A 26,030-nucleotide genomic window follows, 5' to 3' on the forward strand; every position below is an offset into this window, starting at 1 on the left:
CCGCATGTCGCCGCGGAGCATCCGCTCGTCGGGGAACGGCCGTCCCGGCGGAACACCCGCGCGGCGGCGATCGTTGACGCGCGAGGAGCACCGTCCGCGAGACCGGGACCGGCCGAACGGTCCAAAGCGACCGAGAGTGCGCGAACGAACACGCCTCGCCGCTCGTCGTTACAGGTCTCCCCTCCCGCGCTCTGGCAGGATGTCATCCGATGAACGACCCGTCTCCCATCACCGAGCGTCGCGCGCGGATCTCGCCGAAGCTCCAGCGGCGCGTGCGCGCCCTGGGCCGTGGCCGGGAGGACGGCCAGCACGGGATCAGCGCCACGGCACGGCTCGACCGGCGCACCAAGGACCTCACCAAACGCCTGGAAGCGGGCGAGGTGGCGGTGATCGACCACGTCGACCTGGACCGGGTGAGCGCCGAGGCGCTGGTGACCTGCCAGGTGGCCGCGGTGGTCAACGTCGCGCCGAGCATCTCCGGCCGCTATCCCAATCTGGGGCCGCAGATCCTCGTCGAGGCCGGCATCCCGCTGCTGGACGACGTCGGCCCGGAGATCTTCGCCAAGCTCAAGGAGGGCGAGCCCGTCCGGATCGAGGACGAGACCGTCTACCGCGGCGACGAGGTGATCGCCAAGGGCACCGTGCAGACGCCCGAGACGGTCGAGACGGCGCTGACCGAGGCCAAGGCGGGCCTGTCCCACCAGCTCGAGGCGTTCGTCGCCAACACGATGGAGTACGTCAAGCGCGAGCGCGACCTGCTCATCGACGGCGTCGGCGTGCCCGAGGTGAGCACCCGCATCGAGGGCCGGCACGTCCTCATCGTCGTGCGCGGCTACCACTACCGCGAGGACATCGCCGCCCTCCGCCCGTACATCCGCGAATACCGGCCGGTGCTCATCGGCGTGGACGGCGGCGCGGACGCGCTCATGGAGGCCGGCTACCGGCCCGACATGATCGTCGGCGACATGGACTCGGTCTCCGACGACGCGCTGACCTCGGGCGCCGAGATCGTCGTGCACGCCTACCGCGACGGCCGGGCGCCGGGCCTCAAGCGGGTGGAGGAGCTCGGCCAGCAGGCCGTCACCTTCCCCGCGACCGCCACCAGCGAGGACATCGCGATGCTGCTCGCCGACGACAAGGGCGCCACGCTCATCGTCGCGGTCGGCACGCACGCCAACATGGTCGAGTTCCTCGACAAGGGCCGGGCGGGCATGGCGAGCACGTTCCTCACCCGGCTCCGGGTGGGCAGCAAGCTCGTCGACGCCAAGGGCGTGAGCCGCCTCTACCGCAGCCGCATCTCCACCTGGTCGCTGCTGTTCCTGGTGCTCGGCGCGTTCATCGCCATGACCACCGCCGTGATCATGTCGCCGGCCGGGGACGTCCTGCTCCCGCTGCTGGCCGACCGCTGGCACGCCTTCCTCTTCTGGCTGACCGGACTCTTCACGTGATCGATTTCCGCTATCACCTCGTCTCCATCGTCGCGATCTTCCTGGCGCTGGCCCTCGGCATCATCCTGGGCTCGACGACGCTCTCGCAGTCGGTCGCCGACAGCCTGCGCAGCCAGGCCAACGCGGCCCAGCAGCGCGGTGACCGGCTCCGCGACGAGAACGCGCAGCTGAGCAAGCAGATCAAGGGGGACGAGCAGTTCGCCCAGGTGCTCGGGCCGCAGACCGTCGCCGACCGGCTCAGGGGCCAGTCGGTGGTCTTCGTCGAGCTGCCCGGCGCCGGCAGCGACGCGCTCGAGCAGCTCAGCGACCTCGCGCAGCAGGCGGGCGCCGCGGTGACCGGCCGGGTGACGCTCCAGACGAAGTTCCTCGACGACAACCAGAAGCAGACGGTCGAGGAGCTCGCCAACCAGCTGAAGCCCGAGGGGGTCGCCTTCGCCGGCGACGCCGACTCCTACGACAAGGCCGGCGCGGTCCTGGCCAGCGCGATCGTCACCAAGGACGCGGCCAAGGCGGGCCGGGAGGACGCCTCCGGCGGCACGATCCTCAACAGCTTCAAGCAGGCGGGTTACGTGACCACCAGCGGGAAGCCCGGCCAGCATGCGACACTCGCCGTCGTGATGGCACCCTCCACCCCTTACACCGGCGGCGGCGGGGAGACCGACAACCAGGCGTTGCTCTCCCTCACCACCGCGCTCGACGCCGCCGACCGGGGGTCCGCCCTCGGCGGCCCCAACACCGCGGCCCAGAAGAACGGCGGGCTGATCGCCGCGCTGCGCGGCTCCGACGCCGAGAAGAACGTCTCCTCCGTCGACGTCGCCGACCAGCCCTCCGGGCAGGTCGTGATGATCCTGGCGCTCCAGCAGGAGCTGGCGGGCAAGGCCGGGCAGTACGGCATCGGGCCGGACGCGAGCGGCTACCTGCCCTCGCCCGCGCCCGCCGCCGGGAAGAGCGGGTGACGGCGGTGCGGCGGATCCTGCTCGGGACGGCCCTCGGCGCGGTCGCGGGCCGCGCGGCCTACGTGGCGCTGACGCGGCGTCCCCCCGGCGTGAACGGGCAGCCCGGCGACGAGGTGTGGGGCCGGACGAACCATCGCGGCGAGCCCGTCACCCTGCTGGAGGGCCCCGCGTTCGTCGCGGGGGCCGCGGCGGGCGGCCTGCTCGCCCCCGGGCTCGGCGGCCGGATGCGTGCCGCCGCGCTGCTCGCGGGCGTGGGCTCCGGAGTCCTCGGCGGTTACGACGACCTCGCGGGCACGACGTCCTCGCGCGGCTTCAAGGGACACCTGACCGCGCTGGCCCGCGGTGAGGTCACCAGCGGCGCCGTGAAGATCCTCGGCATCGGCGCCACCGGCCTGGCGGCCGCCGCGATCGCCGGATCCGGCGCCCCCAGCCGTGGTGGCCGCGCGTTCGACACCCTGGTGAACGGCGCCCTCGTGGCGGGCGGCGCCAACCTCATGAACCTCTTCGACCTGCGTCCCGGCCGGGCGATCAAGGTCGGCTTGATCACCGGCACGCCGCTGGCGCTGACCTCGTCCGCCGGCGCGGTGGTCGCCGCCCCCCTGGGCGCCGCCGCCGCGCTCCTCCCCGAAGACCTGGGCGAACGCGCGATGCTCGGCGACACCGGCTCCAACGCCCTGGGCGCGCTGCTCGGCCTCGCCGCCACCCGGCTGGGCCGCGGCCCGCGCCTGGCGGTCCTCGCCGGTCTCGTCGGCCTCAACACCGCCAGCGAGTTCGTCAGCTTCACCAAGGTGATCAAGCAGACCCCGGCGCTGGACTGGGTCGACATGCTCGGCCGCCGCCCGGTCGCCGTACAGCCCGCCGCCGCGCAGACGCGCCAGCCCGCCGCCGACACCGCGCAGGGAGCCGGTGCCGCCGCGTCGACCGCGACGTCCGGACCTGCCGGGTCCGGGCGCGTCACGCGGCTGGCTCGGCTGCACCTGGTGGAGTCCGCGGCCGATCCCCGCCCCGAAGCTTCCCAGCCTCGCGATTCCCAGCCCGGCGATGCCGAGCCCGGCGACTCGCGCGCGGGAGACCCTACGGGCTGACGGTCGCGGCACCTTGTCACCTCGTTCCCGCCGTCTCAGCGGCGGCCTCACGCGCGGCCTCGCCGGGGCCGCCGTCGTCATCGGGATCATCACCGTGCTGTCCCGGCTGGCGGGGTTCGGGCGCACGTACGCCTTCTCGCAGACGGTCACGACGTCGTGCCTGAGCCAGGCGTACTTCACGGCGACGCAGTTCCCGAGCATCGTGTACGAGATCGTGGCGGGCGGCGCGCTGGCCAGCATGGTCATCCCCGTGCTCGCGGGGCCCGCCGAACGCGGTGACCGCGAGGAGGTACGGCGGATCACCTCGGCGCTGCTGACCTGGATCGTCGTGCTGATGGTGCCGCTGTCGGCGCTGATGGCGCTGCTCGCGGGCCCGGTCATGCGGCTGATGGTCGGCGGCGACCTCAGCGGCTGCTCGCGCTCGGGGATCGTCTCCACCGGCTCCGGCATGCTGGCGATCATGGCGCCGCAGATGGTGATGTACGGGCTGTCGGTGGTGCTCTACGGGGTCCTGCAGTCGCACCGCCGGTTCGTTGCACCCGCGCTCGCGCCGCTGATGTCCAGCCTCGTCGTGATCGGCGCGTATTTGGTGTACGCGCCGCTCGGGCGCGGCTTCGAGAACGACCTGGAGCACCTGCCGCTCTCCGCCGAGCTGGTGCTGTCGATCGGCACCGCGATGGGCGGCGTCGCGATGGCGGTCACGGCGGGCGTCGCGGCATGGCGGCTGCGCCTCGGGCTGCGGCCGACGTTGAGGTTTCCCGACGGCGTCGCGCGGCGCGTCCGGCGGCTCGCCGTCGCCGGGCTCGCCACGGTCGCGGCACAGCAGCTCTCGGCCCTGCTCGTCGTCCGCCTCAGCTACGAGGGGACGGGCGGCGCCCTCGCCAACTACCAGTACGCCTGGGCGATCTATCTGCTGCCCTGGGCGATCCTCGCGGTGCCCATCGCGACCAGCGCGTTCCCGATGTTGTCCGCGCGCCTGAGCGAGGGCGACACCGGCCGCTTCGACCAGATCACGGCCGCGACCACTCGCGGCGTCATCCTGGTCTCCTGCGCGGGCGCCGCCGCGCTCGTCGCGGTGGCGCTGCCGGTCGCCGCGCTGTTCAACCCCGGCCGGCCGCTTCAGCAGGAGGTCCTCAGCCGGGCCGTGTACGCGTTCGCGCCGGGGCTTCTCGGCTACGGCCTGGTCGCCCACCTCGGCCGCGTGCTGTTCGCGTGCCACCGCGGCAGGATGGGTGCCCTCGCCGTCGTCGCGGGATGGCTGGTGGTGATGGCCGCCGACCTGGTGCTCGTCCTGTCGGTGGACGAGACGTGGGTCGTCGCGGCACTGGGCTTCGGCAACGCCGCCGGGATGACCGTGGCCGGGATACTGCTGCTGGGGACGCTCGTCCGGGCGAGGGGCCGCGCGGCGGTGCACGGCGTGCCGCGCGCGCTGGCCGCCGGCCTGGCCGGCGGCGGTGCGGGCGGCGCGGCGGGATACGCCACCGCCGCGGCGTTCGGCACCGGCGGCCAGGTGGCCAACGCCGGGGTCGGGGCGCTGGCGGCCCTGGTCGCGGCCGTGGTGTTCCTGCTGGTCGCGTTCATGATCGACGGCCGGGATCTGCGGGCCGTACTCAGCCGGAAGGTGACGCGCAATGTCTGACCGGGCGAAGTCCGAAACCGACGCGATGTCGTCCAGGGGGCCGGCGGGCCTGCGGGTCGCGCTCGTCCTGGGGACCAGCGCGGGCGGGGTGGGGCGGCACGTGCTGTCCACGGCGGCGGGACTGGCGGGGGCCGGCGCCCGCGTCCTGGTGTGCGGGCCCGCCGCGACCGAGGACCTGTTCGGCTTCACCAGGGTGGGCGCGCGGTTCGCCGAGGTCGATCTCGCCGATCGCCCGCGCCCGCTGAGTGACGCCAAGGCGGTCCGGAGGCTGCGCACGCTGCTGCGCGACGCCGACGTCGTCCACGCGCACGGCTTGCGGGCCGGGGCGCTCGCGGTCGCCGCCTGCGCCCGGGTCGCGCCCGGTCCGCTGCGGTTCGCCAAGGGCGGACCCCCGCTGGTCGTGACGCTCCACAACGCGGTGATCACCGGCGGCAGGACGGCCGCGGTCTACGGGGCCCTGGAACGGGTCGTGGCGCGTGGCGCCGATGAGGTCCTCGGCGTGTCGCCGGACCTGGAGGAACGGATGCGCGCCCTCGGAGCCCGGTCGGTCGGGCACGCGCTCGTCCCCGCCCCGGCGCCCCTGACGCAGCCCGGCCCCGCCGTGCGGGCGGACGTGCGGGCCGAGCTCGGCGTGGGGGAGCGGCCCCTGATCCTCACGGTGGCGCGGCTCGCGGACCAGAAGGGCCTCCCGGCGTTGCTGGACGCCGCGGCGGGCTGGGGCCGCCGGAGCCCCGCCCCGCTGGTCGTGATCGCCGGTGACGGCCCGCTGGAGGCCGATCTCCGGGCCCGGATCGAGGCCGAACACCTCCCGGTGCGGCTCCTGGGCCGCCGTCCGGACGTCCCGGCCCTCCTCGCCGCCTCCGACATCGCCGTGGTGCCGAGCGTCTGGGAGGGACAGCCGCTGATCGTCCAGGAGATCCTCCGCGCGGGACGGCCGCTGGTCGCGACCCGCGTCGGCGGGATCCCGGCGATGGTCGGGGTGGAGGACGCGGCGGCGCCCGGCTCAGCCGCCGGCGGGCCGCTGCTGCACGGGCCCGAAAGCGACGCCGCGCTGCTGGTGCCGTCCGGTGACGCCGCGGCGCTGGAACGGGCCGTCAGCCGCATCCTCGACGACCCGGCCCTGGCCGTCCGGCTCGGCGCGGCCGCGGCCCAGCGCGCCACGGCGCTCCCGACCGAGGCCGACGCCGTCGACCAGCTCGCCGCCCTCTACCTCCAGCTCCACGCGAAGGCGCCTTAGACGGCCTTCGCGGGTGCTGAGTTCGCGGTGCTCGGGGCGAGTTTCGAGGTTTTCGCAAAAAGTTCCCGCGACCTGGAACGGAAAGATCGTGGCGGGCGTTGGAAGGGAGTAGTGGAGGGGAGTATCCCTGCGCGGCGGTCTCGTCAGCACGGTCGATCCATATCGGCCCGGGGCCGTCGGCCTGCCAGCCCAGGCGGGAGAGACCTCCGGCGCTTCGTCATGCCGCCGGAGGTGTCACGTTGAACGTATCGCCATGGGTGTGGGCCCTGACCCTGATCGGGATCCTCGCCATCATCACGGTCGACCTGTTTCTGATCAACAGGGACGAGACCAAGGAGTTCACCACCCGCAGGGCCGCGTTCTGGTCCGTCGTCTACATCGGTCTGGCCGTTGCCTTCGGCCTCGGTGTCTGGGCCTTCTCGGGAGGCCGCTACGCGGCCGAGTACTTCGGTGGCTTCGTCACCGAGAAGAGCCTCAGCGTCGACAATCTCTTCGTCTTCATGGTGATCCTCGCCAGGTTCGCCGTCCCCAAGCACGCCCAGCACAAGGTGCTGATGGTCGGCATCGTGATCGCGCTGCTGCTCCGCGGCGTCTTCATCGCGGTCGGCGCGGCGGCCATCTCGCAGTTCACGTGGGTCTTCTTCATCTTCGGCGGTTTCCTGATCTGGACCGCGATCGGCCTGGTGCGCGGTGACGACGAGGACGAGTTCAACGAGAACCGCCTGCTGCGGATGGCCAAGCGGTTCATCCCCACGACCGACGAGTACGAGGGCAACAAGATCGTCACCCGGCGGAACGGCCGGCGCATGGTCACGCCGCTGCTCATCGTGATGATCGCGATCGGCTCCACCGACGTGCTGTTCGCGCTGGACTCCATTCCCGCGATCTTCGGCCTGACCACCGAGCCCTACCTGGTCTTCACCGCCAACGCGTTCGCCCTGATGGGCCTGGTGCAGCTCTACTTCCTGCTCGGCGGGCTCGCCGAGCGCCTGGTCTACCTCGGCCATGGGCTGGCCTTCATCCTCGGCTTCATCGGCGTCAAGCTGATCCTCCACGCGCTGCACGAGTACGGCGTGTCGTGGGCGCCGGAGATCCCGATCTGGCTGTCCCTCGGCGTGATCGGCGGCACCCTGGTCGCCGTCACCGTGGCGAGCCTCGCCCGTCCGAAGCGTCCCGCCAAGGCCGTGTCCGAAGCCTCGCCCGACGACACGTCCGGCGAGCGGGCCACGACGCTGGAGTCGGATTCGGTGTGAGAGTAAGGTCACTCCTCCAGAGGACCAGAACGTTGTTCTAGAATTGGTGTCGACAGCGTTCGCGGAGCGCCCTGGTTCGGGAACGGCATGGGCTCTTGGGAGAAGGTGACGAATGGCCATCGGGCTGACCGAGGAGCACGAGGCGCTCGCCGATTCGGTGCGCGGGTTCGCCGAGCGCAACATTCCGGCGACCGTCGTGCGCGCCGCACTGGAGGCGGGCGAGGAGGCCAGGCCCTCGTTCTGGCCGGCCCTCGCCGAGCAGGGCCTGCTGGGCCTGCACCTGGACGAGGAGCACGGCGGGCAGGGCTACGGTCTGCTCGAACTGGCCGTCGTCATCGAGGAGCTGGGCCGGGCCGCGGCGCCCGGCCCGTTCCTCCCGACGGTGCTCGCGAGCGCCGTGGTCGACGGTTCCAGCAACGCCAAGGCGCGCGGCGAGCTGCTGCCCCTGTTCGCCGAGGGGGAGAGGACCGCCGCGATCGCTCTCTCCGGCGAGCTGACCGGCCGCCGCGACGGCGACGCGCTGGTGGTCGGCGGCAGCGCCGCCACGGTGCTCGGCGCGTCGCTCGCCGACGTGATCGTGCTGCCGGTGGCCACCGACGACGGCGAGCAGTGGGTGGCGGTCGACGCCGCCGAGCTGACCGTCACGCCGGTCGAGAGCCTCGACAAGGTGCGCCGCGTCGCCAAGGTCGAGGTGCCGGAGGTCTCCGTGGCCGCCGACCGTGTGCTGGACGGCGTCACCACCGCGCAGGTCCGCGACCTCGCGGCCGCGCTCTTCGGCGCCGAGGCCGCGGGCCTGACCGGCTGGCTGGTCACGACCGCGGCCGAGTACGCCAAGGTGCGCGAGCAGTTCGGCCGTCCGATCGGCCAGTTCCAGGGCGTCAAGCACAAGGCCGCCCGGATGCTCATCGCGTCCGAGCAGGCCCGCGCCGCCGCCTGGGACGCGGCCCGCGCCCTCGACGAGGGGGCCGACGAAGCCGGCTTCGCCGCCGCCGTGGCCGCGGTGATCTCCGCCGACGCCGGTGTGCAGACCGCTCGCGATGCCATCCAGATCCTGGGCGGCATCGGCTTCACCTGGGAGCACGACGCGCACATCTACCTGCGCCGCGCGCTGACCCTGCGGGCGCTGCTCGGCGGCGGCAAGGGCTGGGCGGCCAAGGTCGCCGAGCTCGCGCTGGCGGGCGGCCGCCGTTCCGTCGAGCTGGAGCTGGACGACGACACGCAGCCGCTGCGCGAGCGCGTCCGCGCCGAGATCGCCGAGCTCGCCGCGATCAAGGACAAGGACGAGCGCAACCGGACGATGGGCGACGACGGCTGGACCGTGCCGCACTTCCCCGAGCCCTGGGGACGCGGCGCCGGCCCGGTCGAGCAGATCCTCATCCAGCAGGAGCTCAAGGCCGCCAAGGTCAAGGCGCCCAACCTCGTGATCGGCGCCTGGCTGGTGCCGTCCCTCGTCCGCTACGGCAGCGAGGAGCAGAAGGAACGGTTCCTGCGGCCGACGCTGCGCGGCGAGATGGTCTGGTGCCAGCTGTTCAGCGAGCCGGGCGCCGGCTCCGACCTCGCGTCCCTGTCGATGAAGGCCGAGCGGGTCGAGGGCGGCTGGAGGCTCACCGGGCAGAAGATCTGGACCTCGGTCGCGCAGTTCGCCCAGTGGGGCTTCTGCATCGCGCGGACCGACCCGGACGCGCCCAAGCACGACGGCATCAGCTACTTCCTCGTCGACATGAAGTCCGAGGGCGTCGACGTGCGGCCGCTCAAGGAGCTCACCGGCGAGTCCCTGTTCAACGAGGTGTTCCTCGACGGCGTCTTCGTCCCCGACGACTGCGTCGTGGGCGAGGTCAACAAGGGCTGGCAGGTCACCCGCAACACCCTCAGCAACGAGCGCGTGTCGCTGTCCACGGGCGGCGGCATGGGCATGGGCGTCCCGGAGCTGCTCGCGTTCTTCAAGGACAGGGAGCTGGACGCGGTCGCCACGGCCGAGGTCGGCAAGCTCGTCGCCCAGGGCCAGTCCATCGACCTGCTGGGCCTGCGCACCACGCTCAAGCAGCTGAACGGGGTGGAGCCGGGCGCGGAGGCGAGCGTCCGCAAGCTCCTCGGGGTCCAGTTCAACCAGGACGTGGCCGACTACTGCTGGGCGGCCCAGGGCGAGACGGCGACGACCCAGGTGACGATGGCCGAAAGCGGGATCGTCGCGCGCGCGATGTTGTTCAGCCGGGCGATGACGATCTACGGCGGAACGACCGAGGTGCAGCTCAACATCATCGGTGAGCGGCTGCTCGGCCTGCCCCGCGACCCCGAGCCCGGGAAGTAGGACCGGCGCGTGAGCGTACCCCGGTGTGCCGGGACGTGGCCTCCGGCCGCGCCCTGGCTCCCGGCCGGGCGGAGGCGCTCCGAACTGTGCCGGTTCGAGCCGGGCCGCTCAGCCGCGCCGGGGGCGCATCGCGTGCGCGACGTTGATCGCCACGATCGCGAACCACACGATGATCAGCGCGCCCATCCCCTCGTTCACCACGGCGATGGCGGTCAGCGGGATGGCCGCCGCCAGCGACACGATGGCGAGCGCGAGGTCGGCTCCGCCGCCGGTGCCCGCCCGCTGCGGCGCGGGAGGCGGCGCGTACGCGGGCATCGGCGCGGGGCGCGGCTGCACGCCCATGCGCGCGTCGAGCGTCTGCTCGATCCGGTCGACGACCGACTCGATGAAGGCGTCGTCATAGTCGGGACCCAGCTCCCTGCGGGCGGCCAGCGCCGCGGTGAGATCGTCCCGGGGCAGGCGTGGAGTCGTCATTCTTCGGTTATAGGCCGCCGGTACGGGCGCCCGCTTCCCTCCTGGGAACGAAACGTCACGTACCTCCCAGGGATGAGGGGGGTCAGGGTGCTACGCGCCGGTAAACTGCCGACTCTTCGTCCTTCCTCCCTCCTCTCCTTCCGGAGGTCCACGTGAGCGTGCGGGCCCGTTCGATCCTGTCCCTGGCCGGCGCGGCGGCCGCCACCGCTCTCGTCCTCACCGGTTGCGGCGGCGGCGAGAAGAAGGCCGACTCCCCGGACAAGACCGAGGCGGCGGCCACGAAGCTGGCCCCGCTGCCCAAGGTGGCGCCCGCCGACGTGAAGGCGCTCGCCGGCCGCTGGGTAGGAACCCGGAAGGACTACTTCTTCTTCAAGCCGGACGGCACGGGCGTCTGGATGAAGGACAAGAACACGCTCTGGAGCGGCCAGGCCATTCCGGAGAGCAGGAGCAAGTTCCGCTTCTCCTGGCAGGGCGGTGACCCGAAGACCGCCTCGTACTGGGGCGCGGAGGTCAGCGCCGACGGCAAGAAGATGACCTTCGCCGGCACGAACCAGACCTACACGAAAGCGAAGGCATGATCTTTGAGCCTCAATCCTGACTCGCTCTTCATCTCGCCCGCCGACGTCGCGCGGGAGCTCGCCAACGCCGGCTATCTCGCGGACGACTCGATCGCCACCACCGTGTTCCTGGCGCAGGCGCTCGGCAAGCCGCTGCTGGTCGAGGGGCCGGCGGGGGTGGGCAAGACCGAGCTGGCCAAGGCGGTCGCCAGGGCCGCCGACGCGGAGCTGATCCGGCTGCAGTGCTACGAGGGCCTGGACGAGGCCCGCGCGCTGTACGAGTGGAACTACAAGAAGCAGCTCCTGCGCATCCAGGCGGCGCCGAGCGACCAGGCCTGGGACTCCACGCACGACGACATCTTCACCGACGAGTTCCTCCTCGAACGCCCGCTGCTGGCCGCCATCCGGCGCAACGGCGCCACGGTGCTGCTCATCGACGAGACCGACAAGGCCGACGTCGAGGTGGAGGGGCTGCTGCTGGAGGTGCTGTCGGACTTCCAGGTGACCATCCCGGAGCTGGGCACGGTCAAGGCGGTGCGCAGGCCGTTCGTCGTCCTCACGTCCAACGCCGCCCGCGAGCTGTCGGAGGCGCTCAAGCGCCGCTGCCTCTACCTGCACCTCGACTACCCGCGGCCCGATCGCGAGCGCGACATCGTCCTGGCGCAGGTCCCCGGCATCGAGGCCGAACTGGCCGAGCAGCTGGTCCGCACCGTGGGAACGCTCCGCGGCCTGGAGATCAAGAAGGCGCCGTCGATCGCCGAGACCATCGACTGGGCCCGGACGCTGCTCGCCCTCGGCCTGGACGAGCTCGACGAGGCCGCCGTCGCCCGCACGCTCGGCGTCGTCCTCAAGCACGTCTCCGACCAGGAACGCGCGACCAGGGAACTGGGCCTCGACAAGCTGGGCCTCGACAAGCTGGGCCTCAAGAGCTGACCATGACGACCCCCACCGGCGCCCGGCGCTCGCTCGTCGACCGGCACACCGCCTTCGTCGCCGCACTCCGCGAGGCGGGCCTGCCGGTGTCGGTCGCCGAGGGCCTGGACGCGGTCCGCGCCATGCAGGTCATCGACCTCGTCGAGCGCGAGTCGCTGCGCGCCGCGTACGCCGCCACGCTCGTCAAGCGGCCCGTGCACCGGCGGACGTTCGACACGCTCTTCGACCTGTGGTTCCCCGCGGCGCTCGGCGACGGCGCGGTCCAGCCGGACCGGCCGCTCCGGCGGCGGGATCCCGGCGAACGCCGCGTACCGCCCGCGCTCGATCCGGAGGTCCAGGCGCGCCGCGAGGAGCTCTTCGAGCTGCTGCTGTCGGGCGACGACCAGGGCCTGCGCCAGTTCGCGCGGACGGCGGTCGCGGAGTACGGGCAGACGCCTGGCCAGGAGTCGTGGTTCTCGTCCGGCGTGCTGCGCGCCATGTCGCCCGAGACCCTGATGGCCCGGCTGCTGAACGCCGTGCTCACCGGCCGGGACCGCGGTGGCATGGCCGAGCAGGTGGCCCGCCGGACCTTCCGTGACCGGATCTCGCGCTTCGAAGGCCAGGTCGCCACCGAGGTCCGCCGGCGGATCGCCGAGGACACCGGGGTCGAACGGACCGCGCGCCTGGCCGTCCGCCCGCCGCTGGAACGGCTCGACTTCGCCGCCGCCTCCCGCGCCGACCTGGCCGCGCTGCGCCGCGAGGTCTACCCGCTCGCCCGCCGCCTGGCCTCGCGGCTCGCCCAGAAGCACCGGCTGGGCAACCGGGGCCGTCTGGACTTCCGCCGGACGGTGCGCGCGTCGCTGGCGACCGGGGGCGTCCCGCTGACCACGCACCACCGGCCCCGCCGGCCGCACAAGCCCGAGCTGGTGATCCTCTGCGACGCCAGCGACTCGGTCTCGGCGTTCGCGCACTTCACGCTGCTGCTGACGTTCGCGCTGCGCGAGCAGTTCAGCAAGGTCCGCGCGTTCGCGTTCATCGACGCGACCGACGAGATCACCAAGTACTTCGCGCCCGGCACCGACGTCGTCGACGCGATGACCCGGATGGCCAGGGAGGCCGACCTGGTCTGGATCACCGGGCGCAGCAACTACGGCCACGCCATCAAGGTGTTCGACGAGAAGTACGCGGACGCGATCACGCCGAAGACCTCGCTCCTCGTCCTCGGCGACGCCCGTTCCAACTACGGCGAGCTGTCCCTGCCGATCCTGCGCCGCATGGTGGATCAGGCGCGGCACGCGTACTGGCTCAACCCCGAGCCGCGCTCCCAGTGGGACACCGGCGACTCGGCCGCCTCCCGCTACGGCGAGCTCGTGCCGATGTACGAGTGCCGCAACCTGACGCAGCTGGCCGAATTCATCGAGGAACTCGCGTAACGAACGCCGGGGTCACCGGGCTTGAGGCCGTTCACGGATGAGGATCGCCAGGGCGGCGCCGGCGAGGGCCAGGGCGGCGGAGACGAGCAGGGCGATGTCGGTGCCGTGGGTGAGGGCCCGGGCGGCGTCCGGGGCGTGCGCGTCGACGCCGCTCGTGGCGATCGCGACCACCATGGCGACGCCGACCGAGGCGCCGACGTAGCGGGCGGTGTTGTTGGCGCCCGAGCCCATGCCGGCGCGGTCGGCGGGGACGCTCTCGACCGCCAGGCGGGCCAGCATGGCGTTGGCGAGGCCGCTGCCGATCCCCGCCACGGCGAGGCCGGGCACCAGGCGCCACCAGTGCTCGCCGGGGGTGAGGCCGAGCATGGCGACGTCGCCGAGCGCGCTGAGGGCGAGGCCGATGGCCAGCAGGTGGCGCGCGGAGAGCCGGGCGGGCAGCCTGCGGGCCTGGAGGGCGGCGACGAACGACATGCCCGACCAGACCCCCAGCACCAGGGCGGAGGTGAGCGGGGTCAGCCCGAGCGCCAGGTCCATCACGGTGGCCAGGTAGCTCATGACCCCGATGACGGCCAGGCCGGTGACGAGCGCGCCGATGATCGACAGGAGGAAGAGGGGGCGGCGGAACAGCGCGAGGTCGAGCATCGGCTCGCGGCCGCGGGCCTGGACGGCGACGAACGCGGCCAGGAGGGCGCCCGCCACCGCGAAGAGGATGAGGACTCCGGGCCGTGTCCAGCCCGTCCGGCCCAGGGTGATCGCGCTGAGCAGCGCGGCGACGCCCGCGGTCATGGTCACCAGGCCCGGCACGTCGAGGCCCCGGCGGCGGGCGGCGCGCGACTCGGTGAGGGTGCCGGCCGCGGCCGCGAGCAGGGCTGAGGCCGCGAGCGTCACCCAGTACCAGAGCCGCCAGTCCATGGCGGCGGCCAGGCCCGCCGAGGCGATCGGGCCGAGCGCGATCCCGAGGCCGAGCATCGCCCCCCAGATCCCGGTGGCGCGGGCGCGTTCGGGGCCCGTGGTGAAGGAGTGCCCGATGATGCCGAGGCCGGCGGCGAGCAGGGCGGCGCTGGCGGCGCCCTGGACGATCCGTCCGGCGATGAAGACGGCGGCGGTCGGCGCGATCGCGCAGGCGGCGCTCGCCACGGCCAGCAGGACCGCCCCGATCACGAACAGGCGCTTGCGGCCGTGGTCGTCGGCGAGGCTGCCGACCGCCAGCAGGGACGCGGCGAGGCCGAGGCTGATCGAGCTCATCACCCAGATCTGCGCGGTGGCGCCCGCGTGCAGGCCGGCGGAGGTGTCGGTGAGCGTGGCCAGGGGCGCGGTGTAGTTCATCAGCGCGAGCAGCGTGGCCGCGCCGGGCAGGACGAGCGCCGCGGTGGAGGCGCCGGGACGGGCACCGGCACGGGGGGAGACCAAGGTCGTCATGCGCTCTCCAAGCTCTTCGCACATCCTGTAAGTTCAGTGAACGAACCAATGGTGGGACGCTAGCACATGTGGTTCGGTGAATGAACTCCCTGGCGGGTAGTCTTGCGGGCATGGCACTCGGCAAGGACTACACCTCGCAGGACTGCTCCCTGGCCCGGGCCCTGGAGATCGTCGGCGAGCGCTGGACGCTCCTGATCGTCCGCGACGCGTTCTACGGCGTCCGCCGCTTCAGCGACTTCCGCTCGCACCTCGACGTCCCCAAGGCGGTGCTCTCCGACCGCCTGCAGAAGCTCGTCGAGGCCGGGGTGCTCGACAAGCAGGGCCACGAGTACGTCCTGACGTCCCGCGGGCTCGGCCTGTGGCCGGTCGTCCACACCCTCGGCCGCTGGGGCGAGGACCTGCACGGCTCGCTCCCGTACCGCCTCTTCTTCCACGCCTCCTGCGGCACGCGCATCGACCCCGACGGCCGCTGCCCCTCGTGCACCGCGCTCGTCGCCCCCGGCGAGATCGAGCTGCGTCCCGGGGCGGGTTCCGAACGCCGGGACGACCCGGTCAGCAAGCTCCTGCGCGAGCCGCACCGCATGCTCGAGCCGATCCGTCCCTGAAGGCGGCGAACGTGGTCAGGTGGCGCCCAGCGCACGGGCGATGAGATCGGCGACGGCGTCGGGGTCCACCGCCTGCCCGGTGAGCTGGGAGAGGTTCTCCTGGTAGATGAGGACGGCGGCGAACGTGGCGGCGGCGGCCTCCAGGCGGGCCTGGTCGCCGCGGGCGCCGGGCAGGGCCAGTTCGAGGGCGCGCCGGGCCCGGCCGAAGACCTCGCTGTTGAGCCGCCCGAGCCGGTCGCGGACGGACGTGTGGGTGTCGGCCTCGCGGAAGAGGATCCGGCGCATGGCCGGGGAGGCGCGCAGCGGGAAGCGGCGGGCCAGCCGGCGGAGCGTGCCCGCGGGATCGCCGGGCACCGCCTCGACGGCCTCCTCGGTCAGCTCCTCGATGAACGTGCGCTCGTCGATCAGGGCGATCAGGACGTCGATCTTCTGCGGGAAGTAGTGGAAGACCAGGCCCTTGGGGACGCGGGCGAGCCGGGCGATGCGGGCCGTCGAGCTCGCGTCGTAGCCCCGCTCGGCGAACAGGCTCTCGGCCGCGTCCAGGATGCGGGTGCGGGCATCGGCCTCGTCGTCCTTCTTCGATGCCCTCATGCCGGCGCCTCCTGAAAAGGCTTGTGGCCCCTGGGCGCTCGCGCGCCAGGGACCACCTCGGGACCGTCGTTCAGGCCGCGGCGACGCCACGTGCCCGGGTGGCTCCCCACAGGCCGACGATAGTCGCGACGCCGCCGGCGATCCATGCCGTCCAGGCTGCAGCGCTCTCACCGGTGAAGCCGAACGCCCACGGCGCGACGAAGAGCAGCAGCGCGAACGCGGTGGCCGTCCATCCCGACGGCCCGGCCGCGCCGAGCAGCGCGTACAGGCCCGCGAGCGCGAGCAGGGCGCCCAGCACCATCAGGGGCTCCCGGCCCATGCCGTCCGCCCACAGTTCGGGCGCGAGGAGCGCGGCGACGCCGGCCACGAAGGCGACGGCGTCCTGCCATGCGATCTTGTCCATTCCCCACCTCCAGGGGGATCACGTTTGGACTTCTTTGTCCATTTCGAATGATTCCCGGATTGACCGGCCGGTCAATCCGCCGTGGACGGTCGCGCTCCGTGGCGGCGTGGTGAGGTTCTCCAGGCGGCCCGGGAGCGGAACACCAGAAATCACCGGATAACCTGCACCCTCATGGAGATCGAAGAGGCGGACGCCGTGGCGGTGCGGCCGCAGCGGACCCCGTTCGGTCCCCTGTGGCGGCTGATCGACGGCCGCCCCGGCGACTCCCGCGGCCAGATCGTCCGCCGCGCGCGGCTGCTGGTGACCGTCTCCACCGGGCTGGCCAACCTGGTCGGCGCCCTGGTCGTGCTGCTGTTCACGGTGATCGTCCCCAATCCCGACGGCCCGGTCTCCGACCGGCTGGCCCTGATCAACTTCCTGGTCTTCGGCGCGTACGTGATCGCGGCGGTGCCGGTCGGCCTCGTCCTGGGCGAGCGCTTCTTCCGGCGCGCCCGGCGGCTCGTCGAGCTGGACCGCGCGCCCGACAAGCGCGAGCGCCTCCTGCTGCTGTACGGGCCGTTGCGCCTGATGGCCGTCCACCTCACGCTGTGGGGGATCGGCACGGTCGGCTGGGTGATCATCAACGCCCCGTTCGACGCCCTCCTGGCGGTCAAGCTCGGCCTGACCAGCCTCCTGGGCGGCCTGACCACCTGCACCGTCGTCTACCTGCTCAGCGAGCGCATCCTCCGGCGCGCGGTGACCACGGCGCTGCACACCGGCATGCCGCAGCACACCGGGCTGCCGGGCGTGGTGGCCAGGTCGGTGCTGGCCTGGGCGCTGGGCACGGCTGTGCCCATCCTCGGCCTGATCGTGCTGGCGGTCGGCTCGTTCCTGCTGGCCAGGGTGACCGTCCGCGACTTCGCGCTGGCGGTCCTGGCGCTCGGCGGCATCGCGCTCGTCGTCGGCCTCGGCGTCACCTACGGGGCCGCGCGGGCCATCGCCGACCCGGTCGAGTCGGTGCGGCTGGGCCTGGCCCGCGTCGAGCGCGGCGACCTGGACGTGGAGGTGCCCGTCTACGACGCCAGCGAGGTCGGCCTGCTCCAGGCGGGGTTCAACCACATGGCGTCCGGCCTGCGCGAGCACGCGCGGCTCCAGGACCTCTTCGGCAGGCAGGTGGGGGAGGACGTCGCGCGGGTGGCGCTGGAGCGCGGCATCGACCTCGGCGGCGAGCTGCGCGAGGTCGCGGTGATCTTCGTGGACATCGTCGGTTCCACCCGGCTGGCCGCCGACCGGCCGCCCACCGAGGTGGTCAAGCTGCTCAACGACTTCTTCGCCGTCGTGGTCGAGGTGATCGGCAGCCACGGCGGCTGGATCAACAAGTTCGAGGGCGACGCCGCGCTGGCGATCTTCGGCGCGCCGCTGGACCTGGACGGCGCGACCACCCGGGCGCTGGCCGCCGCGCGCGAGCTGGCCGAGCGGCTGCGGGACGAGGTGCCCGGCGTGGCGGCGGGCGTCGGCGTCTCGGCGGGCGAGGCCGTGGCCGGGCACATCGGCGCCGAGGAACGCTTCGAGTACACCGTGATCGGCGACCCCGTGAACGAGGCGGCCCGCCTTACCGACCTGGCCAAGTCGACCGCCGGCCGCGTCCTCGCCGCCGGTTCGGTCGTCCAGGCGGCCGACCCGGAGGAGGCCGCGCGCTGGTGGCTGGGCGAGGAGGTCACGCTCCGAGGCCGCGCCGCCGCGACCCGCCTCGCCGAACCCCGCAAACCCGAACGCTGACCGCGTGGAGCGCGGTCAGCGGGTGTAGAGGGTGGCGCCGTGGAGTTCGGTGTAGAGGGGTGACTTGGTGAAGTTCGGGCCGGTCTCTTCGCCGATGTAGATGTCGGCGTGGTGGTCGCCGCCCCAGCCCGGCCGGAAGACGTCGGTCACCGTCCACTCGTGGGACCGGAACTTCGCGCAGGTGGCGGCCTTGATCCGGCGTCCGTCATCGTTCTTCCCGCAGTCGGTGATGAGGAACTTGCGGCCACGGGCCAGCACGTCCCGGTCGGCCGCCGCCGTGCTCCACGGGCGCAGCGGCTTGCCCGCCGAGTCGCGGGTCGTGTCGTCCAGCCACCAGCCGACACTGGACGACCAGTTGAGGTAGCGGCCGCGCTGCGGTCCCGCGGTGATCCGGCCGCTGCCCTCGATCTGCACGGCCTTGACGAAGTCCTCCGGGTACGAGCCGAGCGGCTTCTTGCCCCACTCGCAGTGGAACTCGGTGCACCCACGCACGGCCTTGGGCTTCCCGTGGTGGAACCGTTCGACCAGCGTGTAGTAGACGGTGACCCGCCAGCGTCCGGGCTTGCCGACCGGCTTGCTGCCGGGGCCGGGCGAGAGCGGGCGGGGAGGCTCGCTCGCCCGGCCCGGATCCGGAACGGGCGTCACCGGGGTCATGGGGTATTCGCTGGCGAAGGGCGGGATGGCGACCGGCGGCGCGTCGGCCGACGCGGAGGACCCGGTGCCGCACCCCGTGGTCGCGACGGCGGAGAGGGCGGCGAAGGCGAGCAGGGCGGCCGGAACGGGCCGTGCTCTGCCCCGCATCGCCTCTCCCGTCTCGGCGGCCACCATCTGTAGCACCGAATGCGGACTCTATCCCGTCGATGCGCCCGAGGTGTCCGGTTCGGTGCTCTTTGTCGGTGTCGGTGGCGGTGGCGGTGGCGGTGGCGGTGGCGCGGTCAGTGGCCGCGCGCGATCCACTCCTCCAGGTGCGGGGCCTCGTCGCCGATGGTGGTGCTGTCACCGTGTCCGGTACGGACCACTGTCTCGGCCGGAAGGGTGAGCAGCCGGTCCCGGATGGACGTGATGATCGTCGGGAAGTCGGAGAACGACCGTCCGGTCGCGCCGGGGCCGCCCTGGAAGAGGGTGTCGCCGGAGAAGACCGTGCCCAGGCCGGCCGCGTACAGGCACACCGCGCCGGGGCTGTGGCCGGGCGTGTGCAGCACCGTCAGGTCCGTCCCGGCGACCGAGATGGTCTGGCCGTCGGCCAGTTCGGCCTGGGGGCTGACGTCGGGGTGCTTCTGCTTCCAGAGCATGAGGTCGTCCGGGTGCAGGAACACCGGCGCGCCGGTGCGGGCCGCGAGCGCGGGCGCCGCGTCGATGTGGTCGTCATGGCCGTGGGTGGAGACGATCGCCACCAGCCGGCGGTCGCCCACGGCCGCCGCGATGGCGTCGGCGTCGTGCGCGGCGTCGATGACGATCGCCTCGGCGTCGTCGCCGACGATCCAGACGTTGTTGTCGACCTCCCACGTGCCGCCGTCCAGGGAGAACGTGCCGGACGTGACGAGGTGATCGATGCGTGCGGCCATCAGAAGACCACCACCGAGCGGAGGACGTCGCCGTGGTGCATCTTCTCGAAGGCGGCCTCGACGCCGTCCACCGGGATCGTCTCGGACACGAACGCGTCCAGGTCCAGACGTCCCTGAAGGTAGAGGTCGATGAGCATCGGGAAGTCGCGGCTCGGCAGGCAGTCGCCGTACCAGGAGGACTTCAGCGAGCCGCCGCGGCCGAACACGTCGAGGAGCGGCAGCTCCAGCTTCATGTCGGGCGTGGGGACGCCGACCAGCACGACGGTGCCGGCCAGGTCGCGGGCGTAGAAGGCCTGCTTGTAGGTCTCGGGACGGCCCACCGCCTCGATGACCACGTCGGCGCCGAAGCCGCCGGTGAGCTCCTGCACGGCCTCGACGACGTCGGTGTCCTTGGCGTGGACGGTGTGCGTGGCGCCCAGGCCGGTGGCGGTGGCGAGCTTGCGCTCGTCCAGGTCGATGGCGATGATCTTCTCCGCGCCGGCCAGCCGGGCGCCGAGCACGGCGGCCGCGCCGACCCCGCCGCAGCCGATGACCGCCACGCTGTCGCCGCGGCCCACGTTGCCGGTGTTGATGGCGGCGCCGAGCCCCGCCATGACGCCGCAGCCCAGCAGCCCGGCGGCGGCCGGCGAGGCGGCCGCGTTGACCTTGGTGCACTGCCCGGCGGCCACCAGGGTCTTGTCCGCGAACGCGCCGATGCCCAGCGCGGGGGAGAGTTCGGTGCCGTCGCTGAGGGTCATCTTCTGCGCGGCGTTGTGGGTGTTGAAGCAGTACCAGGGACGACCGCGCAGGCAGGCCCGGCACTGCCCGCACACCGCGCGCCAGTTGAGGATCACGAAGTCGCCCGGCGCCACCTCGGTGACGCCCTCGCCCACCGACTCCACGATGCCGGCGGCCTCGTGCCCGAGCAGGAACGGGAACTCGTCGTTGATGCCGCCCTCGCGATAGTGCAGGTCCGTGTGACAGACCCCGCAGGCCTGCACCTGGACGACCGCCTCGCCCGGCCCGGGGTCGGGGATCGTGATGGTCTCGATCCGGACCGGCTCGCCCTTGCCCGGAGCGATCACTCCGCGTACCTGCTGCGCCATTGCCGCTGCCCGCCTCTCCTCGTTATAGCCCGGTACGACCCTACCGATCAGCATGCGGCTCGGCTCCAGGCGGACCTCGCCCCCGTCCCCGCGCGGCCTTCGGCCGTCCGGGTCCGGCCACGGGCCCCTCCCGAGTAACTTCGTTTATTGTAGTTTGGCCTGGTCCGCGTGACGAGGGAGAGGGACGGCGCATGCTGCCTGTGTTGTCGGTCTCGCCGGGGTACTGGCAGGACCGCCCGGCCTCGGAGTGGGCGCCCACGGTGGAGGCGGCGGACCGGCTCGGCTACGGCGAGCTGTGGCTCGGCGAGATGGCCACCTACGACGTCTTCGCGCTCGCCACCGCCGTCGCCCAGCGCACCGAGCGCATCGCGCTCACGGTCGGGCCGCTGGCCGTCGCCGTCCGCGACCCCATGTCGATCGCCCGCGGCGTGGCGTCCCTCGCCGACCTCACCGGACGCCGCGTCGGCGTCGCCCTCGGCACGTCCAGCCCGGTCGTCGTGACCGAATGGCACGGCCGCGACCGCCGCCGCCCCGCCCTCGCCCTCAGCGAGTCCGCCACCGCGGTCCGCGCGTTCCTGGACGGGGAGAAGGTCACGCTCGACGGCGCGGTGGTCCGCACCCGCGGCTACCGGCTGCGCCTGCCCGCGCCGAAGTCCGAGCTGACGATCGCCGCGTTCGGCCCGGCCGCCGTCCGCACCGCCGCCGCCCTCGCCGATCGCATGGTCCTCAACCTGATCACTCCCGCCTCGGCCGCCGCCCTCGTGCGCGACATGCGCGCCGCCTCCGGCGAGCGGGCACCGCGCGTCGCCGTCTGGGTCACGGCCGCCGTCGACCCGTCGCCCGCCGCGCTGGAACAGCTCCGGCGCGGCATCGTCGGCTACCTGGCCGCGCCGGGTTACGGAGAGATGTTCATCGAGGCGGGCTTCGGGGACCTCGTGGCCTTCGCGCGGACCCGCCCGCATCCGCGCGAGCTCCTGAACGCGGTGCCCGCCGAGGCGATCGCCGCCATCGGCCTCGTGGGCGATCTCGCCGCGGTCGCCGGCCGCCTGGCGGAGTACGCCGCGGCGGGCGCGGACGAGGTCGTGCTCATCCCCGCCAGTACCGACGACGACCCCGGCGGCGAGCGCACGCTCCGGGCCATCAGGTCGCTGATCTGAGGAGGAACGATGGGACTGCACCCGGCCGAACGGGTCGCCGAGTACACGGCGGCGGGCTGGTGGGGGAACGGCACGTTCGACGAGCTCTTCCGCGCCCGCGTCGCGGAGGGCCCCGACCGCCTGGCCGTAGTCGACCCCGCGAACAAGGCCGCCCTGACCGGCCGCGAGGCCCGCCGTCTCACCTGGCGGGAACTGGACGCCGAGGTCGACGGCCTCGCCGCCGTCCTGGCCAAGTACGGCCTCACCCAGGGCAAAGTCGTCGGCGTCCAACTTCCTAACACGGTCGAGCAGGTCGCCTTCTATCTCGCCTGCTGGCGCCTCGGCGTGGTCGTCTCACCGATGCCGATGCAGTACCGCGAACACGAGACCACCCAGCTGTCTCGCTTGGCGAGATTCGACGCGTACGTCACCGTCGGCCGCTTCAGTGATCGCGCGATGGCCGCCGAAGCGATGGTGCTCGGCCTGCCGACCCTGGCGTACGGCACCGATCTTCCACCGGACGTCATCTCCCTGGACGAGGAGCTCGCCAAGCCCTGCGAACCGGCCCCGGTCCACAAGGCGGACCCGAACGACTGCGTCACCATCTGCTGGACGTCCGGCACCGAGAGCACCCCGAAGGGCGTTCCCCGGTGCCACGACGACTGGCTGGCGATCGCCACGATCTGCCTGGAGGCGCCGCGCATGACGGCGTCCGACGTGCTGCTCAACCCGTTCCCGATGGTCAACATGGCGGGCTTCGCCGGTCTCTTCCTGCCGTGGCTGCTGGCCGGCGGCGTCTTCGTCCAGCACCACCCGTTCGACCTGCCCACGTTCCTGCGGCAGATCGCCGAGGAACGCGTCACCTACACCGTCGCCGCGCCGGCGCTCCTCACCATGCTGCTGGCCCGCGAGGATCTGCTCCAGGCCATCGACATCTCCTCCCTGACCCGCATCGGCTCGGGCTCGGCGCCGCTGTCTCCGGCGATGGTCCGCGGCTGGCAGGAGGAACACGGCATCGGCGTCATCAACTTCTTCGGCTCCAACGAAGGCGTCGGCATGCTCACCGACCCGTACGACGTGCCGGACCCCGATCAACGCGCGCGCTACTTCCCCCGCTACGGCGTCCCCGGCACCACCTGGTCGACCCGCGCCGCCGACTGGACCACCATGCGCATCGTCGACCTGGTCACCGAGAAGGACATCACCGAACCCGGCCGTCCCGGCGAGCTGCGCGTCAAGGGCCCGCAGGTCTTCGCCGGCTACCTGAACGCGTCTCAGCTCGCCAGCCCCTTCGACGACCAGGGCTACCTCAGGAGCGGCGACATCTTCGAGATCGCCGGAGACCGCCACCAGTTCATCCGCTACATCGACCGCGCCAAGGACCTCGTGATCCGCGGGGGCATGAACATCGCCGCCGCCGAACTCGAAGCCCTCATCGCCGGCCACCCCGCCGTCGCCGAGGTCGCCGTCATCGGCTACCCCGACGAGGTTCTGGGCGAGAAGATCTGCGCCGTAGTAGTCCCGAGTCCCGGCACGACCCTGACCCTGGATGCCCTGGTCGCCTACCTGCGCGACCTCAGGATCGCCTCGTACAAACTCCCCGAACGCCTAGAACTCCGAGAAGCCCTACCGCGCAACCCGGTGGGCAAGGTCCTCAAACGAAATCTCCGCACCACCCTCTGACCCCCGTGGGACGATTCGGGAGAGATCCTGATATGTCCCAGGGGAGGACGCGTTGGCGATCGAGACGGTGGCGCTCGCGGTCGGAAAAGCCGTAGGCGGACGCGCGGGTCGACTCTGGCTGGCCGGACGTCAAGCGAAGGACGAGCGCAACAAAGATCTCATCGACCTGATCCAGCTCCGCTTCCCGGACCGCATTCATCGCCGCCGGATCGAACGCCAGCTCACCGAGATCGCCGACACTGTGGCCGAGCGTGTCATCAGGCTCTGTGGCCCCGAATACGGCGGCCTGAGCGAGAACGACAAAACCGCCGCCCTCCATGCGGTCGTGGACGCCCTCGACGCCGCCGACCTGTCGGACGAGGCACTCCTCGACCTCGACACCGACCCGGCCCGTCTGGCCCGTGAGATCCGAGCCGCCCACAGCAGGCCCGGCACGGCCGCGATGCTGGGCGAAGCGGGAACTCGCCTCTATGACGTCGTGCTAGAAGAGTGCTGCGAATGCCTGATCCAGATCGTCCGCCACCTGCCACAGTTCGGCCCGCGCGCCTCGGCCGAGATGCTCTCGCGCATGTCGGGCCTGGCCGAGATGGTCACCGACATCCTTGAACGCCTTCCCGCCAGGACTCTGGACGCCCCGGAAGGCAGGGCGGACGACGAGGAATTCCGCCGCCGCTATCTCACCCACATCGGCGCGACCCTCGACACCATTGAGCTATTCGGCGTCCGCATCGAGCGCTACCGGCCCCGCACCACCCTGAGCGTGGCGTACATCAGCCTCAGCTGCTGATTCGTGGCGAGGCTGGCGCGGGCAAGAGCACCCTCCTGCGCTGGCTCGCCGTCAGCGCCGTGCGTGGAATGTTTGCTGGCGATCTGAGCGAGGAGAACGGCCGGACGCCGTTCGTCATCAAGCTGCGCAAACCTGGCTCATTGTGAGGAGATTCAGGACTTCTCTCCGCTGGCCGCGTGCCACGGGTTGCAGGGGCTCAGCCTGCACACCACGGCGATCGAGGATCTCTCGCCGCTTCGCGGGCTTCGGCGGCTGCAGTCACTGGTCCTCGGTGACTGCCAGAATGTCCGTGACCTCACTCCACTGGCCGAGTTGCCCCACCTGACCACACTCTTCATCGATGGATCGCCGAAGGTGTCGACCTCGCGCCGCTGGCGTCCAATCCATCCGTCGTCGTTTACATCGATGGCATCCAGGCTCTCCGCGATCCGGATCTTCTCGGCGGGCGAATCCGAATGCATAGGGGCGGTCTTCCCCCCGGCTGGGGCTAGGTAGGGAGGCGTTCTAGGAGGACTGCTGTGCCTAGGCCTGCGGCGCCGCTTACTGCTGCTACGCCGTAGCGGGCGTCGCGGCGTTCTAGTTCGTCTACGCAGCCGCCGACCATGATGGCGCCGGTGGCGCCGAAGGCGTGGCCCATGGCGATGGTGCCGCCGTTCGGGTTGAGGCGGTCGGGGCCCGCGTCCAGGTCGCGGCGGAAGCGAAGGCAGAGGGCGGCGAAGGCTTCGGCGAACTCGAAGACGTCGATGTCGGCGGGGCGAAGGCCTGCTTTGGCGATCACTTTTTCGACCGCTGACTGGCCTGCGGTGAGCATGATGACCGGGTCGGTGCTCGTGGTGGTGGAGGCGACGATGCGGGCCCGGGGGCGGAGGCCGGTGCGTTCGGCGGCCTTGTCGTCGCCGAGGAGCAGGAGAGCGGCGGCGTCGGCCAGTGCGGGGGAGGTGCCGACGGTGTGGAGGTGACGGAGTTCGCCTGCTTCGGGGTGGGCCGCCAGGGCGATCTTGTCTTGGTCGGGGAGCTCGGCGAAGGCGGGTGGGAGGGCGGCGAGCGTTTGCGGTGTTGTTTCGCGGATCAGCTCGTCGTGGGTCAGGCCGGAGATGGGGACGACGCTTTTCGTGAAGGCTCCCTCGGCCCAGGCTTTGGCGGCTTTCTGCTGGGTTTCCAGGCCGTAGGAGTCGAGTTCGTCGCGGGTCCAGCCTTCGAGGGTGGCGTTGAGGTCGGCGGCGATGCCCATGTGGACCGAGCCGATGCGCTCGATCGTGGCGGGGTCGCAGAAGAGCGGGCCGTTGTCGCTGAACATCGGGACCCGGGAGGTGCTCTCGACGCCGCCCGCCACGGCGAGGGTGAGGTCGCCTGATCGGATGCGCGCGGCTGTCTGGGCGACGGCGTCCACGCCGGAGGCGCAGAAGCGGTTGACCGTCGCGCCGGGGACCGTGGCGCCCCAGCCCGCCAGGAGGTTCGCGGTGCGGGCGAGGTTGGCGCCCTGCTCGTTCACCTGCGTGGCCGTTCCGATGATCACGTCTTCGACGGCGGAGGGGTCCAGGCCGCGTTCGGCCAGGGCTCTCTGGAGGGTGACCACCAGATCGACGGGGCTGGTGGTGTGAAGGGAGCCGCGTGGGGAGCCCTTGCCGCGCGGGGTGCGCAGGTAGTCGAGGACGTAGGCGGAAGTCATGGCGGACCCCTTCGCTAGTAACTCTGT

23 protein-coding genes are annotated in these 26,030 nt (G+C 72.2%); 15 read left to right on the plus strand and 8 right to left on the minus strand.

All coding sequences use genetic code 11. The features are described 5' to 3' along the window. Positions 1-209 precede the first annotated feature (209 nt). The 7 genes from steA to ACGFNU_RS18300 all read left to right on the plus strand — a co-directional run bounded on the left by steA (position 210) and on the right by ACGFNU_RS18300 (position 9,926). Complete coding sequence (gene steA / locus ACGFNU_RS18270; RefSeq protein WP_392594971.1) at positions 210-1,448, plus strand: putative cytokinetic ring protein SteA; 1,239 nt, start codon at positions 210-212, stop codon at positions 1,446-1,448. Continuing rightward, on the plus strand, positions 1,445-2,404 hold the full coding sequence (locus ACGFNU_RS18275) for a copper transporter (RefSeq protein WP_392594973.1): 960 nt from the start codon (positions 1,445-1,447) through the stop codon (positions 2,402-2,404). Before steA ends, ACGFNU_RS18275 begins: the two co-directional genes overlap by 4 nt. Continuing rightward, complete coding sequence (locus ACGFNU_RS18280; protein ID WP_392594975.1) at positions 2,401-3,489, plus strand: hypothetical protein; 1,089 nt, start codon at positions 2,401-2,403, stop codon at positions 3,487-3,489. The genes ACGFNU_RS18275 and ACGFNU_RS18280 overlap by 4 nt, the downstream gene beginning before the upstream one ends. A 13-nt stretch (positions 3,490-3,502) precedes the next feature. After that, positions 3,503-5,128: a murein biosynthesis integral membrane protein MurJ gene (gene murJ, locus ACGFNU_RS18285; RefSeq protein WP_392594977.1), complete on the plus strand. Its 1,626-nt coding sequence runs from the start codon at positions 3,503-3,505 to the stop codon at positions 5,126-5,128. Continuing rightward, positions 5,121-6,365 carry a glycosyltransferase family 4 protein gene (locus tag ACGFNU_RS18290; RefSeq protein ID WP_392594979.1) on the plus strand — a complete coding sequence of 415 codons (1,245 nt, stop codon included), beginning with the start codon at positions 5,121-5,123 and terminating at the stop codon, positions 6,363-6,365. Before murJ ends, ACGFNU_RS18290 begins: the two co-directional genes overlap by 8 nt. Positions 6,366-6,604: 239 nt before the next feature. Further along, complete coding sequence (locus tag ACGFNU_RS18295) at positions 6,605-7,618, plus strand: TerC family protein (protein ID WP_392594981.1); 1,014 nt, start codon at positions 6,605-6,607, stop codon at positions 7,616-7,618. A 112-nt stretch (positions 7,619-7,730) separates the two neighbouring features. Further along, positions 7,731-9,926, plus strand: a complete 2,196-nt coding sequence (locus ACGFNU_RS18300; RefSeq protein WP_392594983.1) for an acyl-CoA dehydrogenase — start codon at positions 7,731-7,733, stop codon at positions 9,924-9,926. A 108-nt stretch (positions 9,927-10,034) separates the two neighbouring features. On the opposite strand, the gene ACGFNU_RS18305 is transcribed toward ACGFNU_RS18300, so the two are convergent. Beyond that, positions 10,035-10,400, minus strand: a complete 366-nt coding sequence (locus ACGFNU_RS18305) for a hypothetical protein (protein WP_392594985.1) — start codon at positions 10,398-10,400, stop codon at positions 10,035-10,037. Positions 10,401-10,552: 152 nt separating this feature from the next. Here ACGFNU_RS18305 and ACGFNU_RS18310 point away from each other — a divergent pair, with 152 nt between their 5' ends. The 3 genes from ACGFNU_RS18310 to ACGFNU_RS18320 are packed head-to-tail and all read left to right on the plus strand — an operon-like array spanning position 10,553 to position 13,302. Continuing rightward, positions 10,553-10,978, plus strand: coding sequence for a hypothetical protein (locus ACGFNU_RS18310; RefSeq protein WP_392594987.1), 426 nt, complete (start codon positions 10,553-10,555; stop codon positions 10,976-10,978). Between the two features lie 3 nt (positions 10,979-10,981). After that, positions 10,982-11,890 (plus strand): AAA family ATPase, encoded by a 909-nt coding sequence (locus tag ACGFNU_RS18315; protein ID WP_392594988.1) that lies wholly within the window; start codon positions 10,982-10,984, stop codon positions 11,888-11,890. Between the two features lie 2 nt (positions 11,891-11,892). Beyond that, the gene (locus ACGFNU_RS18320) at positions 11,893-13,302 is read left to right on the plus strand and encodes a VWA domain-containing protein (RefSeq protein ID WP_392594990.1); all 1,410 of its coding nucleotides are present in this window, start codon (positions 11,893-11,895) and stop codon (positions 13,300-13,302) included. Positions 13,303-13,314: 12 nt separating this feature from the next. On the opposite strand, the gene ACGFNU_RS18325 is transcribed toward ACGFNU_RS18320, so the two are convergent. Then, positions 13,315-14,721 carry an MFS transporter gene (locus tag ACGFNU_RS18325; protein ID WP_392594992.1) on the minus strand — a complete coding sequence of 469 codons (1,407 nt, stop codon included), beginning with the start codon at positions 14,719-14,721 and terminating at the stop codon, positions 13,315-13,317. A gap of 110 nt (positions 14,722-14,831) precedes the next feature. On the opposite strand from ACGFNU_RS18325, the gene ACGFNU_RS18330 reads away from it, so the two are divergent. Beyond that, a complete protein-coding gene (locus tag ACGFNU_RS18330; protein WP_392594994.1) occupies positions 14,832-15,326 on the plus strand; it encodes a winged helix-turn-helix transcriptional regulator in 495 nt (164 codons plus the stop codon). Positions 15,327-15,341: 15 nt separating this feature from the next. Here the strand turns inward: ACGFNU_RS18330 and ACGFNU_RS18335 are convergent, their stop codons facing one another. Beyond that, positions 15,342-15,917 carry a TetR/AcrR family transcriptional regulator gene (locus ACGFNU_RS18335; RefSeq protein WP_392594996.1) on the minus strand — a complete coding sequence of 192 codons (576 nt, stop codon included), beginning with the start codon at positions 15,915-15,917 and terminating at the stop codon, positions 15,342-15,344. Between the two features lie 70 nt (positions 15,918-15,987). Continuing rightward, a complete protein-coding gene (locus ACGFNU_RS18340; protein ID WP_392594998.1) occupies positions 15,988-16,320 on the minus strand; it encodes an SPW repeat protein in 333 nt (110 codons plus the stop codon). A gap of 171 nt (positions 16,321-16,491) precedes the next feature. Between ACGFNU_RS18340 and ACGFNU_RS18345 the strand changes: the two genes are divergently transcribed. Then, positions 16,492-18,078 carry an adenylate/guanylate cyclase domain-containing protein gene (locus ACGFNU_RS18345; RefSeq protein WP_392595000.1) on the plus strand — a complete coding sequence of 529 codons (1,587 nt, stop codon included), beginning with the start codon at positions 16,492-16,494 and terminating at the stop codon, positions 18,076-18,078. A 15-nt stretch (positions 18,079-18,093) separates the two neighbouring features. Here ACGFNU_RS18345 and ACGFNU_RS18350 read toward each other — a convergent pair whose 3' ends face one another. From ACGFNU_RS18350 to ACGFNU_RS18360, 3 genes are all read right to left on the minus strand, one after another. Then, entirely contained in the window at positions 18,094-18,879 is a 786-nt protein-coding gene (locus ACGFNU_RS18350) for a hypothetical protein (protein ID WP_392595002.1), read from the minus strand. Positions 18,880-19,013: 134 nt separating this feature from the next. Beyond that, entirely contained in the window at positions 19,014-19,643 is a 630-nt protein-coding gene (locus tag ACGFNU_RS18355) for an MBL fold metallo-hydrolase (protein WP_392595004.1), read from the minus strand. Next, entirely contained in the window at positions 19,643-20,728 is a 1,086-nt protein-coding gene (locus ACGFNU_RS18360; protein WP_392595006.1) for an S-(hydroxymethyl)mycothiol dehydrogenase, read from the minus strand. The genes ACGFNU_RS18355 and ACGFNU_RS18360 overlap by 1 nt, the downstream gene beginning before the upstream one ends. Before the next feature lie 191 nt (positions 20,729-20,919). Between ACGFNU_RS18360 and ACGFNU_RS18365 the strand changes: the two genes are divergently transcribed. The 3 genes from ACGFNU_RS18365 to ACGFNU_RS18375 are packed head-to-tail and all read left to right on the plus strand — an operon-like array spanning position 20,920 to position 24,334. After that, positions 20,920-21,885, plus strand: a complete 966-nt coding sequence (locus ACGFNU_RS18365) for an LLM class F420-dependent oxidoreductase (protein WP_392595007.1) — start codon at positions 20,920-20,922, stop codon at positions 21,883-21,885. 9 nt (positions 21,886-21,894) lie between these two features. Then, positions 21,895-23,547, plus strand: a complete 1,653-nt coding sequence (locus ACGFNU_RS18370; RefSeq protein WP_392595009.1) for a class I adenylate-forming enzyme family protein — start codon at positions 21,895-21,897, stop codon at positions 23,545-23,547. A gap of 52 nt (positions 23,548-23,599) precedes the next feature. Then, entirely contained in the window at positions 23,600-24,334 is a 735-nt protein-coding gene (locus ACGFNU_RS18375; protein WP_392595010.1) for a hypothetical protein, read from the plus strand. Positions 24,335-24,821: 487 nt separating this feature from the next. Here ACGFNU_RS18375 and ACGFNU_RS18380 read toward each other — a convergent pair whose 3' ends face one another. Beyond that, on the minus strand, positions 24,822-26,003 hold the full coding sequence (locus ACGFNU_RS18380; protein WP_392595012.1) for an acetyl-CoA C-acyltransferase: 1,182 nt from the start codon (positions 26,001-26,003) through the stop codon (positions 24,822-24,824). Positions 26,004-26,030: the final 27 nt, after the last annotated feature.

The organism is Spirillospora sp. NPDC048911, from assembly GCF_043198015.1.
In the GTDB taxonomy this organism is placed as follows: domain Bacteria; phylum Actinomycetota; class Actinomycetes; order Streptosporangiales; family Streptosporangiaceae; genus Spirillospora.